This is a genomic window from Chryseolinea serpens, from assembly GCF_900129725.1.
GTDB classification, from domain to species: domain Bacteria; phylum Bacteroidota; class Bacteroidia; order Cytophagales; family Cyclobacteriaceae; genus Chryseolinea; species Chryseolinea serpens.
Window position 1 is genome coordinate 882,131 of the sequence record NZ_FQWQ01000003.1, and the last position, 13,361, is coordinate 895,491.

A 13,361-nucleotide genomic window follows, 5' to 3' on the forward strand; every position below is an offset into this window, starting at 1 on the left:
CACCCAAAGCAAAGAACGCATGAAAAGCATGTTCCCCATCCTGCTCCTGGCCGCCGCCACGCTCCAGGCCCAAACACCGCCCCGGCTCATTGTGCGTGGTGATGACATGGGATTTTCACACGCCGGCAACGAGGCCTTGATCAAGAGTTATAAGGACGGCATCGAAACGTCCATCGAAGTGATCGTGCCCTCGCCGTGGTTCCCGGAGGCGGTGAAGCTGCTGCGCGATAACCCGGGCATCGACGTCGGCATTCACATTGCGTTGACCAGCGAATGGGAGAACATCAAGTACCGCCCCGTTTCGGCGTGTCCCAGTCTGACGGACGCCGATGGCTATTTCTATCCCATGATCTGGCCCAACAAGAACTACCCAGGCCAATCGCTCACCGAAAACAAATGGACGTTGGCCGACATCGAAAAAGAGATGCGCGCACAGATCGGGCTGGCGCTGAAAAAGATCCCGCGCATAAGTCACATCAGTGCCCACATGGGGTGCTACGACATGGATCCGGCCGTGAAGGCACTAGCCAAACGGTTGGCCGTAGAATACAAGATCGACATCGACCCGGCCGAGCGAGGGGTGAAGGGAGTGGGCTACAAGGGCCCTCACCAAACCGTTGAAGAGAAGGTGAGCAGCTTCCTGGCGATGCTGGAGACGCTAAAGCCCGGAGAAACCTACTTGTTTGTAGACCACCCCGGTCTGGATACGCCCGAGCTACAGGCCATCTTCCACATTGGCTATGAGAATGTGGCCACGGACCGGCAGGGGGTAACGGATTTGTTCACCGACAATCGTATACGGGAGGCTATACGCCGAAAGGGCGTCCAGTTGGTCAGTTATGCCGACCTGAAGAAATAGACCACCCTAACCCTACTGCTCTAACTGGTTTAAGGGACAAGACCACGCTGAATTTCTGGAAAAGGAAGGGAATTATTACGTGGTAACACGAATCCTGCATAATATCTTAATATTTGCCCTGGAGAAAGTATGGGTAAGTCCCCGTATCTTTCGACTTGTGTACCTAAAACCTTATCTATGAGAAAAATCATTTTATCTGCATCCCTCATCCTTAGTTTGATCTTGACCGGCTTTAGCCAGGAAAAGAAAGTAGCGCTCGTCACGTTTTATGGCGACAAAAAAATTGGTGGCACCGGCATGAGCACCATAGGCGAATCGTTGATGAAAGATCCCAACTTCAACCTTCAACCCCTGGTAGACAAAGCCTACGAGCGTTTCGTGAACGAGTTTGCCAAAGACTTCCCCTTCAAGTTGATCGATCAGAATGAGATCAGCAGCAACCCGGACTATCAGAACTTCAAGTCGTCTATGTTGGCCGACACCTCCAGCGGCTTCAACAAGTCGATGGGTATCCAATACGCGATGGTAAAAGGCATGATCTGGGCCTATGGCGATATCCAGGGCTTGCTGAAAGAAGAAAAGCGCGACCCTTGCAACCTGGCCAAGATCTTCCCCCAGGCTGACGGCATTTTGTTTGTGACCATGGACTACGAGTTCAAAGGACGCAGCATGGGCTTTGCGGCAGGAGCCGTAGCCTACCTCAACATGTTTTTGTATGATAAGAAATGCGACAAGGTTTTCCGCATCCGCGAATTCGGCGAATCGAAAGGAAAAGTGCCCGCAGTAGGCAATATTCCGATCATGGACGTAAACAAAATCCAACCCCTTTGCCAGGACGCCACCGATGCATTGTTCGAAGAACTGAAAGGCAAGTTGGGTAAGATCGTAAAGAAATCAGCTAAGTTCTAAGCAGTCAACAGCGAAGCTGACGGCTTCTACATACCCTTAAATAAAAAAAACGTCCTGGATCACAGGACGTTTTTTTTGTGTCGGTCGGTCGATTCGTACTAGGGTTGTTCCTGCTCCTTTTCGGCTTTAGCCATATCGCGCGTGTTCTTCTGTACGGCGATGGCGGCAAACATGCTCAGCAAAAAGGACATGGCGTAAAATCCTTTTTCGCTCAGCGTCAGCGTTGCATTCCAGAGACCGACCACGAGCAACAGGATGGCGAGAATGGTCGAGAACCAGCTGAGGCCATAATAGATGTTGGTGACGGGGATGCCTTCCAGTTGGTCGCGCACACTTTTCTGAAGCGACACGGCAGAGAACAATCCGTACATGAGCACGGTAAAGTAATATCCTTTTTCGTTCAGCATCATTTCAGCATTCCAGAGCCCGATGTTGAAGGAGACCATGCCCGCGAGGAGTGCGATCCAGGATGCGGCGATAAAAGCATTGGATGGTTTCTGTGTTTGTGTCATAAGATATAAGGTTGGTTAAGGTTTGAATTTCATATGAGCGGGACGAACTTGTTCAATTGAATATTTTTTTGATGATGGTCTATACATGAGCTTTAAAAGATCTTGTACCCCAAGATGAAAGATAGCTTCTGAAAATTTAACCAAGTGTCTGATCCGTCGGTAAGCAGTCTCCGGGTGCCGTATTGGCGCGCCTCAAGGCTAAACTTTTTATATTGAAAGCCGCCGCCGCCCGCGAAACTTATGCTGACTCCCGATGCGTTGAAATCGCGAGCTTGGTAGGTAAGGGCCAGATCGCCGACTATCCCTGCGTTGAGGAACAAGGACGTGTTTTTACCCAGGAAAAAATAATACCGTGCACCAATAGTAGTTTCGATGGATTGATAGGTGACGGCGTTCTTTCCGGTCGTCTTAAAAGAATGATATCCCGGTTCCAAAAAGATGGACCACTTGTTTCTATTGAAGGGCAAAACAAATTCCAGTTCGGCTCCCAACCGGTAGTCGGTTCCTTTGCCGTAATCAATATGCGTAACGGTCCCGGTCCGGGTCTGTGAACCTGTGCCGATGCCGGGTGCGATCTTGAGATGGACCTTTTGTTTAGAATGCTTTTCGCGATCCACCGCCACGATGCCATGACAGGTATTGTAGTCGGTGAAATATTTGGCGAGGGGTTTCCGTTCGTATTTGACCTGCTTTACTTTTTCGATGGAAAACGAAGCGCAATACACATAGGTTTGAAGTTGATTGATGTATTCACGGTTCTCGCCATAGTTGGTATTGGTGTTATAATACACGTTGCTCCTCATCTCCTCGTAGGTGAGCAGGTACAGTTTGTATACCAGTTGTTTGATGTCACCATTGTCGATGGAAAAGAAGAAGTAGTCAAAACCTTTTGTGCGGTGATGGTACAAGTTGGCTTTGCCCTCAACCAGAACGCGTAGAAAGAGCGTCTGTTCCTTCCACTCCGGATTTTTATTGACCGAGATCTTCCGGATATCCCGGGTCGCGAGTTCTGCCATCAAGGTTGTTCGGATAAACCTGGCGTTGCCAACGCCCAACTCTTTGATCTCGGAAACACTCAGGGAAACGGGGTCGGAACTCTCTGAATTCTTATACCGGATCTTGTCGGGACTACCAAACCAATCGCTATTCTTGATCAGGCAGTCGGTTCGAACGCCGTCGTTGTTGATGAAATAACCTTTCTCGTATTCAATTTGACTAAAAGCGTGCAAAAAGGAACAGGACAAAACAATAACAAACAAAATTCTCATAGCTAAAAGGACTAGGGGGTTAGGGGGTTAACAGAACAAAGTTTTGGGCAGGGTAATGATGTCTCTGGGTAAAACAGGACAACGTGATAACCGTCAAAAATCTCATACAAATAACAAGGTAAAGGCCCGGGGCAATGCGGGATCCGTAAAACAAACTTGTGGCAAGGTAAAGACCTTTGCCGTAAATAAAAAAGTGTGTTGGGCACACACTATCGCAAGCGTTACCCATGTTGTTTTTGGTCTCGAAACGCTTTTTTCACTTCCTGACCCGGCCGAGTTAGCAATGGAAGCCTCACCCGGAGGCAGGTTTTCGAGCCCAAAAAATGACTTCGTGTTCACAGAGGAGGCCGCCGTCTTTGCATCCTCAAACAAACCTGAATGGCCACCCGTAAAAGATATAGCCGAAGACTACCGTTGTGCAATAAATTTATAGCGATAAAACCCGTAATTTGACCTACGTAAAAAACCCTACTGCATGAGACGTAAACTGGAAGGACAAACCGCCATCGTCACGGGCGCCAGCTCGGGCATTGGCGCGGGAGTGGCCAAAGCCCTGGCGGCCGAAGGAGCCGCAGTCGTGATCAACCACTCCGCCAGCGCCGACAAGGCCATGGCCGTTCTGAACGAGATAAAACACGCTGGGGGCAACGGCCTCGTCGTAAAGGCCGACGTGAGCAACGAAGCCGACGTGCAGGCCATGTTCCAGGAAACCATCAAACAATTTGGCACCGTCGACATCCTGGTGAACAACGCCGGATTGCAGAAGGACGCCAAATTTCACGACATGACGCTGGACGAATGGAACCGCGTCATCGCCATCAACCTCACGGGCCAGTTCCTCTGCGCCCGCGAAGCCATAAAAGAATTCCTGCGCCGCGGTGTGGTGCCCGAACGTTCGAGGGCCGCGGGCAAGATCATCTGCATGAGCTCGGTACACGAAGTCATTCCCTGGGCAGGCCACGCCAACTATGCAGCCTCCAAGGGCGGCATCATGATGCTGATGAAAACCATCGCCCAGGAATATGCACCGCAAAAGATCCGCGTCAACAGCATCGGCCCCGGCGCCATCCGCACCCCCATCAATCACGCGGCCTGGCAAACGCCGGAGTCGTACAACCAGTTGCTAAAACTCATCCCCCAAAAACGTATCGGCGAAGCGGAAGACATCGGCGGCGCAGCCGTGTGGCTGGCTTCCGACGACTCGGACTATGTGAACGGCATCACGCTGTTTGTCGACGGCGGCATGTTGCTCTATCCCGGCTTTGAAGACAACGGCTAACGGAAACTTCTATCTGCAGAAGCTTCCCTTATAAAAATTCATTCCTGAAAAAATAATACTCAGCGTAAACTGCGCAAGCACCACCACGATGACGCCAACTGCCGAAGAACAACGCCTGCTGGACGACCGCGACAAGAAAGCGAACTGGCGCTTTCTGGGACCTTACCTCACCGAACGGCAATGGGGCACCGTCCGCGAAGACTACAGTCCGGGTGGCACCGCCTGGGAATATGTGTCGCACGATGCTGCCCGAAGCAAGGCCTACCGCTGGGGCGAAGAAGGCATTGGCGGCATAAGCGATGAGAAACAGCGCATCTGTTTTTCGGTTGCGCTGTGGAACACAAAAGACCCCATTCTGAAAGAGAGATTCTTCGGCCTCACCGGGCACGAAGGAAACCACGGCGAAGACGTTAAGGAGATCTATTACTATCTCGACAGCACGCCGACGCACTCCTACATGAAGATGCTGTACAAATACCCGCAGCAAGCATACCCCTACAGCCAGTTGGTAGACGAAAATCGCCGTCGCGGCAAGCTCGATCCCGAATATGAACTGATCGACACCGGCATCTTCGACGATGATCGCTACTTCGACGTATTCATGGAATACGCCAAAGCCGACGTGGACGATTTGCTGATCCGCATCACCGTGCACAACCGCGGACCCCAAAAAGCATCGCTCCGCGTGTTGCCGCAGATCTGGTTTAGAAACACATGGGCGTGGGGTTATGACAACTATAAGCCCGAAGCGTCCCGCGACGAAGACGGCGTGATCGAGATCAATCACCGCGATCTTGGCAATTACTACCTGGTGGGTGCCGGCAAGCCCGAAGTGTTGTTCTGCGAGAACGAAACCAACCTCAAGCGCCTCTACAACGTCGAGGGTAGTGGTCCTTTTAAAGATGGCATAAACGACTTTGTCGTGCACGGCAACCGCGAGGCCATCAGCAGCGTGCACCGCGGAACAAAGGGCGCCTTCGATTACAACCTTTCCATCGCTGCCGGAAAATCCAGCACCATCACCCTGCGATTGTCGGCAAAATACTTAGTCGATCCCTTCCAGGATTTCGATGCTTTGTTTGAGCAACGCCTGCAGGAAGCGAATGCCTTCTACGACAGGGTGCAGACCGGCATTGCCGACGACGACAAGAAGAACATCCAACGCCAGGCCATTGCCGGCATGCTGTGGAGCAAGCAGTTCTATTTCTACGATGTATCGGAATGGCTAAAAGGCGACCCGGCGCAACCGCCGCCACCCGAACAACGAGAGCATGGCCGCAACCACGACTGGACACACCTGAGCAACTGCGACATCATTTCCATGCCCGACACCTGGGAATACCCGTGGTATGCCGCCTGGGATTTGGCCTTTCACTGTCTTCCCATCGCCATGGTGGACCCCGAGTTTGCCAAACACCAATTGGTGCTGCTCACCAAGGAGTGGTATATGCACCCCAACGGACAACTGCCGGCCTACGAGTGGGCATTGGGCGACGTGAACCCACCCGTGCACGCCTGGGCTACCTGGCGGGTCTACAAAATGGACGAGAAGCTGCAAGGTGGAAAAGGCGACCGGAAATTCCTGGAAGAAGTGTTTCACAAGCTGCTGCTCAATTTCACGTGGTGGGTGAATCGGAAAGATTATAACGGCAACAATATTTTTCAAGGCGGCTTCCTGGGAATGGACAATATCGGCGTGTTCGATCGCAGTTCGCAGCTCCCCACCGGAGGATACATCGAGCAGTCGGATGGCACCAGTTGGATGGCGATGTTCACGTTGAACATGTTGCGCATCTCGCTGGAGTTGGCAAAAGAGAACCCCATCTATCAAAGCCTGGCCACCAAGTTCTTTGAACACTTCCTCTACATTGCCGGGGCCATGGCCAATGAAAAGATCGACTTGTGGGATGAAGAAGATGAATTTTTTTATGATGTGTTGCGCACCCCCGACAACCAGCGCACGATGATGAAGATCCACTCCATGGTGGGCCTCATCCCCTTGTTTGCCGTGGAGGTGCTGGACCAGGAGCTTTACGACGCGATGCCGGCCTTTTATGAACGCGCCCGGTGGTTCCTGCAAAATCGTCCCGACCTGGCCAACCTCATTTCGCGGTGGACCGTGAAAGGCAAGGGCGCGCGTCACTTGTTGTCGCTGTTGCGCGGCCACCGCATGAAACGGCTGTTGAAGCGCATGCTGGACGAAAGCGAGTTCCTGTCAGGCTATGGCATCCGCGCTTTGTCGCGCTATCACCTCGATCATCCGTATGTGTTGCACGCCAACGGCAACGAGTTCAAGGTGAAGTACACGCCCGGCGAAGGCGACTCCTCCCTGTTTGGAGGAAACTCCAATTGGCGTGGCCCCATTTGGTTTCCCGTAAACTTTTTGTTGATCGAGTCACTGCAACGCTTTCACCACTACTATGGCGACGACTTCAAAGTGGAGCACCCCACCGGCTCCGGTAACATGCGGACACTGAAACAGATTGCCGACGATCTGTCGGAACGCATGATCAGTATTTTCCGCAGGGATGCCAATGGCCATCGCGCGGTGTTCGGAGAATCTAAGAAATTTCAGAACGACCCCCACTTCCGGGATTATATACCCTTCTATGAATACTTTCACGGCGACACGGGACGGGGCGCGGGTGCCATGCACCAAACGGGCTGGACGGGTCTCGTTGCCAAATTGATACAACCGCGGAGAAAGAATTAGGAACTATTTCATCCCGTTTCTTTTTTAGTGAGGAAGCTAAACGTCCACAAAAGGATGAGGCCATGAAGTTTGACAAGAAAACGCTTTCAGATTTTGATCAGTCCCTTCGTTTGGAGTGGCTGGAGACCAACGGTATAGGAGGGTACGCCAGCGGTACGGTCTCCGGGGCAAATTCGCGCAAGTATCACGGCTTGCTGGTGTCGGCACAACATCCACCCGTGGGTCGCGTGGTGGCGTTGTCGAAGTTGGAAGAGACGTTGGTGGTGAAAGGGCCTGGCAACACGGAAGAGCGTTTCGAGCTGGGCGCCAACCAATATCCCGGTGCTGTGCACCCAAAAGGATTTCAATATCTGAAAAATTTTGAACGGCAGCTTTTCCCCGTGTTCACCTACGAGGCCGGTGGTGTCGAGATCCGGAAAACCATTGCTGCCGTGCACGGCGAAAACACAACGCTCGTGATATACGAAGTGATCCGCGCCCGGCGGCCCTTCACGTTGGAGTTGCTGCCATTGAGTTCTTGCCGCGATTTTCACAGCCTCACGTTTGCCAACGATGCCATTGGTACCCAGTATATTTTTGATGAAGGTATTTTTCGAACGTTGAATTATCTGACGTGCCCGGAGATTTTTATCGCGGTGCCCGGTTCAAGCTTCACCGAAAATCAAACCTGGTATCGCAATTTTGAATATGCCGTAGAGCAGGAGCGAGGGTTGGACTATCGCGAGGATCTTTATACGCTCGGCAACTTTTCCGTCACCCTAAAGAAAGGCGACACCTTGGGTGTGATCATTTCTACAGACGATCCTACCGGAAAGGATGCGGCCAAACTGTTTGCCCGGGAAACCAAAAGAAGGGAAGGCCTGGTCGGTAAATTTTCCAGCAACGAAAATCTGAAGCGCCTCGCACTCGCGGCCGATCAGTTTATTGTGAAGCGGGGAGCGCTCAGCACCGTCCTCGCCGGCTATCCGTGGTTTGCCGACTGGGGCCGCGACACCATGATCGCGCTGCCCGGGCTATGCCTGGTCACCGGCCGTTTTGATGAAGCCAAGAAAATCCTGCTTCAGTTTGCGGGCATCGTCAGCGAAGGCATGCTGCCCAACCGTTTCTCCGACCGCGACGAACCACCCGAATACAACACCATCGACGCCACACTCTGGTTTTTTCAAGCCATCTATCACTACTACAACAGCACAACAGACAAGGCCTTCCTGAAAAAGATCCTTCCCATCCTGGAAGACATCATGATGTGGCACGAAAAGGGTACGCGCTACAACATCAAAGCCGACGAAGCGGACGGCCTCCTCTCCGGTGGACAAGAGGGCGTGCAACTCACCTGGATGGACGCCAAGGTTGCCGATTGGGTGGTGACGCCACGGCGCGGAAAAGCCGTAGAGATCAACGCCCTTTGGTACAATGCACATTGTATCATGAATTTCCTGCTCACCGAAAGCGGCAAAGCCGACCTGGGAAAACCCTATGCTGTCAAAGCTGCAAAAGTAAAAGAGCAATTCAACATCCTGTTCTGGAATGAAGACCAGCAAGCGCTGTTTGATTATATAACGGAAACAGAAAAAAACAGCGCGCTCCGCCCCAACCAGGTTTTCGCCATAAGCCTGCCGTTTCCTTTGCTCACCAAGGAACGTGCAAAAAAAGTATTGGCGACCATTAGCAGTCATTTGCTGACACCAAGAGGATTGCGCAGCCTGTCGCCCACCGACAGCGAATATAAACCCGTGTACATGGGCAACCTCTGGTACCGCGACGGTGCCTATCACCAGGGCACGGTGTGGAGCTTCCTGCTGGGGCCGTATATCGACGCCGTGATGTATGTGAAAGAAGACAAAGGCAAAGCGGAAGCGACGCGCCTCCTTTTGAAATTCTTCCATCATCTGGACGAAGCCTGCATTGGATCGGTCTCTGAAATATTTGATGGGGAAGCTCCTCATACCCCAAGAGGCTGCATAGCACAGGCCTGGGGTGTGGCGGAGGTGTTACGTGTAGCGGTCAAACATGACTTGGTGCTCTAATCTTTTGCTGTACGAAAGACGGACGCACGTCATGTCGCAGGCACGAACGATTTAAAACCTACGCGCGCAATTCAAGACATCCCGAATTTCGAGAGCACAAAACTCGGATGTACTGCACACGGGTTAAAACGAAAACCGGCAAACACCGATAGTGTCCCGCCCGATTAGAAATGCATCACCACACAGATTCCATTGTGCTCTCCACGGGGTTCCTTGAACACGTGCGAAGCACGGGGAACGTGCGTGCCTGCGGAACGACGAGCGTTGTCGGAAAACCGGCAGTACTTCATCATTCTGCGGACACGCACTAGTCACTCCAGCGCGATGGGCTCCTTTTATTTAATTACAATAGTCTGCTTATACGCACTACCCACTCCGCTTGTAACGGTAACGATATACAAACCGGGTGTCGCCAACGAAAGATCGGGGTGGTCAATGATCGGGGCAGTGAGATTTTTCTGGTAGACCGTCTTGCCGTTAAAGTTCGTGATCGTCACCGTGGCCGGTACCTTCGTACCGTTGGTCGCGATGTTGATGGCTGGTGCGCCCACGGCCGGGTTAGGGAAAATGGATACGGAGGTTATTCCCTTCAGTGCCTCGGCCAGCGTAAAGCGCAACGTCACGCCGCGTTGGGAACTCACCGCGTTGACTTGAGTATTGAGCGGTGCCACAAATTTTTCTTGCCATAATGTTTTCCCTTTGCTATCCAGCAAGGCCATGACGATCGGGACTGTCTGACCTTTTTGGGTTTCCACGACGAGCTGAACCTTGTTTTGCTTTGGCTTCATCGACAGACCGATGGTCTGAATGCCGCCGGGAACAAGATCCTTGTCGAAGATGAGCGCGTCCTGGAAGGTTTTGTCTTTTTGTCCCAAGGCAACGACTTCCGTTAGCGGCTGCTTGTCTTCCACGGGAAAGACGGTGCTGAAGGGTTTCTGATAAGTCTCCGACCACACCGTCTTGGAATCTTTGTCAAGCAGCGACAGGCGGACGAGCGGGTCGATGCAATCGGGCAATGTGCACGGCGTAATCGACCAATCGATTTCGGGCCCGGTCCAGCACCAGTCGCGCTCCCGGCGATAGTTCCGGATGTCAAACCCGTCGAACCGTTCGAAGGGCAGGGGTATTATAGAACATGCTGCGATATCACTGTAGGTATAGAGCGCATGAATGAGCGTGCCGGCATAGATGCCGATTTGCAGGTTGATGTACAGCTTGCATTGGAAGACTTGCTGATCGCCAGCCGGGTGGATGGCGGTTCCGGAGGGTGTGGGAACCAGGGTGAACGTTGTGCCATCATAGGCATACCACCGCGGCGCGACACTGGCATCGTGCATGGCGCCAAATAATTTTCCGCCGTATTCCGCTAGTGTTGTTTTGGCATAACTGAGGCTGGCAGGTATAGTCACCGCCGTGATGGCCGTGCCGTTATAGCGGTCCAGTTTGCCGGCAAAGGGTCGGTCGGGTGAGGTTGGGGTCGACGTGGGTATGTAGAGATTTCCGTTGTAGACCTCCATGTCGCATCCACCGGGAAGCGCGATTTCATCCGGGTGCATCGTCTCGACACTAACGGTGGTGCCGTCAAAGCTGATCAGCTCGCGTCTGCCCGTGATGTGGTCCTGGTAACGCATATAGATCTTGCCTTGATAGATCCTCTTGTCGCTGGGTCTCGCCGGTTCGCCTACGGGCTGGCACGTGAACCGATAGGGCACCTGCATCCGGGAGAAGGTGGTGCCATCATATTTTATCCAAACGGTCTGTGTGAAAAGATCGAATGTGATGGAATCCAGGTGCACGGCTTCGATATAGAGCGTGTTCCCAAAGGCAAACGGGTGGTGCCCTGAAAGTTGCAGGATGTCGCTGGGAATGATGGCATCGGGAATGTCGATGGCCGTCAGGGTGGTGCCGTCATAGCGCATCAGCTCGGCGGTGTTGACCAAATCGCCGGCGGTGTGGTCGGGCATGAAATAGAGTTGGCCGTTCACTTCTTCAAACTGGGTGTTGGGATAAAGTTTGTAGCTGGCCGGCAGCGGCACAGCCGTGAACACGCTGCCGTTGTATTTGTGAAGCGAGAAGCTGTCGTGCGTCGCATTCTGCAGCACCAGGTACAGGTTGTTCTGGTAAACGACCATCTCGGATTCGGTCGGCTGAAGGCCGAGGGGCAATGCAACGGGGCTAAACTGGCCTGCAGCACGCAAGGTTACAAAGAGCGCAAGGAGGAGCATCCTCCACGACGTGAGTGAGGGTGTTTTCATAAGGGTACTTTTTTGGTTGTCCTAACTTGTTGTCTGATCCAAATTAATGGGACATGAAGTTCGTTTTGTCACTTGTGCGCCGATAGCAGGTTTGTTCCATTTGCTGTGCATTTTGTTACAGAAATGTGATGCGATAGGGACGCGCACAGCAGGAGGAATGCATGATGCTTGGCGCGTCCCTGAAAACGGTTAAGGATGTCATGACCGGCATGCGGGAATTCTGTGAAGCGCGGATGGTCACTGGTTTTTCTTGTCCCTACAATATCCGCAACCGTTGCATTGACCTGCGTCGACCGATCTGAATGGCAACCGTCGAACGCAAGGAATGTGTACTAATAAGGCAGATTGGCTTGCACTGCTGCGCCGAGTTCTGCATTGGTATACGCCTTCCCATGGATCCCCCACGACCCATCCACGGCATGAACAACATTTACAAAGACATTCTTCTTTGATAGTTTTCCGTCCGAGAGCTCCACTGCCGCTTCGGTAGCTTCTTTAACATAGTCATTCAGAATTTGCTGGCTGGCAAAACCAAAGGACGGCACCTTCCATTCGATAAAAACGGAAGTGACGGGAACGCCTCCTGAAAAGATCAGGTCCGGAGCGACCACCTCCAGGTGACCGATCACCACCGGGGTCATGAATTTGTTGCCGGTCAGACCATGCACGCGAAGCATCAATGCAGATAGCTGGGGCACGATTTTCTTTTCGTTGGCAGGTGAGAAGACACCTTGTGTTGCAATTACTGTAAGTGGCATAATGAATAATTTTTAAGGATGAAACTTAAATCACTATGCAAAGATGCCGGGGCGATCATTCCTAAACGTTGTCATATGACAACGTTTTAGAGCTTTGCTTTTAATTTACTCAGCGTGGAGTTGGTCATGCCCAGATAAGAGGCAACGGCCTTGCTCGAAATACGGGTCAAAAGCTTGGGCTCGTGTTCCATGACCCATTTAAGTCTGTCGATGCCTTCCATTCCAAGAAATATATAAACCCGCATTTGCGAATGGACAAAGGCAAACTCCATAAACTTATGGTAGAGCGCCTCCACCGCGGGAAAGGTTTGAAAGGCTTTGTAGAAATCCTCCCGGTTGATGATCAGAAGCTCCGAGGGCTCATGCGCAGCCAAAAAATCGCGTGACTTTTTCTGGGTGATGAAACTGGTGATGGCACTGATGATACTGTCCTCCAGCGCAAACTTGCCCGTGATCTCATTTCCCTTTTTATCGATTTCATAAAGCCGCAGGCAACCCGTGGCCACGAAATAAAAATGCTTGCACACCTTTCCCTCTTGCTCCAGCATGTGATGACGCTTCACCTTTTTATAATGGAACAGCGAAATCACGGCTTCAATATCGGCCTCGCTCAATGCCGTGTTTTCCTGGAAATACCTGGCAAGACGTAAATAAGCTTTATCCATAGACCAACTGAATCAAAAAATGTGTAATCCGAAAATTCCAATCGTCGAATATAGCGAATTTAAAACGGGCGCTCGCCGAAGAAGGTTCTGTCTTACAACGCCACTTTCTTTATTGT

Annotated in this window: 10 protein-coding genes; 5 read left to right on the plus strand and 5 right to left on the minus strand. The window is 52.1% G+C overall.

Going from position 1 to position 13,361, the window contains the following annotated elements; genetic code table 11:
• The first annotated feature begins 19 nt into the window (after positions 1-19).
• On the plus strand, positions 20-859 hold the full coding sequence (locus BUB30_RS23575; protein WP_073138917.1) for a polysaccharide deacetylase family protein: 840 nt from the start codon (positions 20-22) through the stop codon (positions 857-859).
• A 177-nt stretch (positions 860-1,036) separates the two neighbouring features.
• Positions 1,037-1,768 (plus strand): hypothetical protein, encoded by a 732-nt coding sequence (locus BUB30_RS23580; RefSeq protein ID WP_073138919.1) that lies wholly within the window; start codon positions 1,037-1,039, stop codon positions 1,766-1,768.
• A 98-nt stretch (positions 1,769-1,866) separates the two neighbouring features.
• Here the strand turns inward: BUB30_RS23580 and yiaA are convergent, their stop codons facing one another.
• Together yiaA and BUB30_RS23590 are read right to left on the minus strand one after the other, a co-directional pair.
• On the minus strand, positions 1,867-2,280 hold the full coding sequence (yiaA, locus tag BUB30_RS23585) for an inner membrane protein YiaA (protein ID WP_073138922.1): 414 nt from the start codon (positions 2,278-2,280) through the stop codon (positions 1,867-1,869).
• Between the two features lie 92 nt (positions 2,281-2,372).
• Complete coding sequence (locus tag BUB30_RS23590; protein ID WP_073138925.1) at positions 2,373-3,548, minus strand: hypothetical protein; 1,176 nt, start codon at positions 3,546-3,548, stop codon at positions 2,373-2,375.
• A 475-nt stretch (positions 3,549-4,023) separates the two neighbouring features.
• On the opposite strand from BUB30_RS23590, the gene BUB30_RS23600 reads away from it, so the two are divergent.
• The 3 genes from BUB30_RS23600 (at position 4,024) to BUB30_RS23610 (ending at position 9,567) form a co-directional block, all read left to right on the plus strand.
• Positions 4,024-4,827, plus strand: coding sequence for an SDR family oxidoreductase (locus tag BUB30_RS23600; RefSeq protein ID WP_073138930.1), 804 nt, complete (start codon positions 4,024-4,026; stop codon positions 4,825-4,827).
• A gap of 88 nt (positions 4,828-4,915) precedes the next feature.
• Positions 4,916-7,540: an MGH1-like glycoside hydrolase domain-containing protein gene (locus BUB30_RS23605; protein ID WP_073138933.1), complete on the plus strand. Its 2,625-nt coding sequence runs from the start codon at positions 4,916-4,918 to the stop codon at positions 7,538-7,540.
• A gap of 62 nt (positions 7,541-7,602) precedes the next feature.
• Positions 7,603-9,567 (plus strand): amylo-alpha-1,6-glucosidase, encoded by a 1,965-nt coding sequence (locus BUB30_RS23610; RefSeq protein WP_073138936.1) that lies wholly within the window; start codon positions 7,603-7,605, stop codon positions 9,565-9,567.
• A 335-nt stretch (positions 9,568-9,902) separates the two neighbouring features.
• On the opposite strand, the gene BUB30_RS23615 is transcribed toward BUB30_RS23610, so the two are convergent.
• From BUB30_RS23615 to BUB30_RS23625, 3 genes are all read right to left on the minus strand, one after another.
• Complete coding sequence (locus tag BUB30_RS23615) at positions 9,903-11,822, minus strand: T9SS type A sorting domain-containing protein (protein WP_084138330.1); 1,920 nt, start codon at positions 11,820-11,822, stop codon at positions 9,903-9,905.
• A 332-nt stretch (positions 11,823-12,154) separates the two neighbouring features.
• Positions 12,155-12,580 (minus strand): hypothetical protein, encoded by a 426-nt coding sequence (locus tag BUB30_RS23620; protein ID WP_073138941.1) that lies wholly within the window; start codon positions 12,578-12,580, stop codon positions 12,155-12,157.
• Positions 12,581-12,666: 86 nt separating this feature from the next.
• On the minus strand, positions 12,667-13,245 hold the full coding sequence (locus tag BUB30_RS23625; protein ID WP_073138944.1) for a Crp/Fnr family transcriptional regulator: 579 nt from the start codon (positions 13,243-13,245) through the stop codon (positions 12,667-12,669).
• Positions 13,246-13,361: the final 116 nt, after the last annotated feature.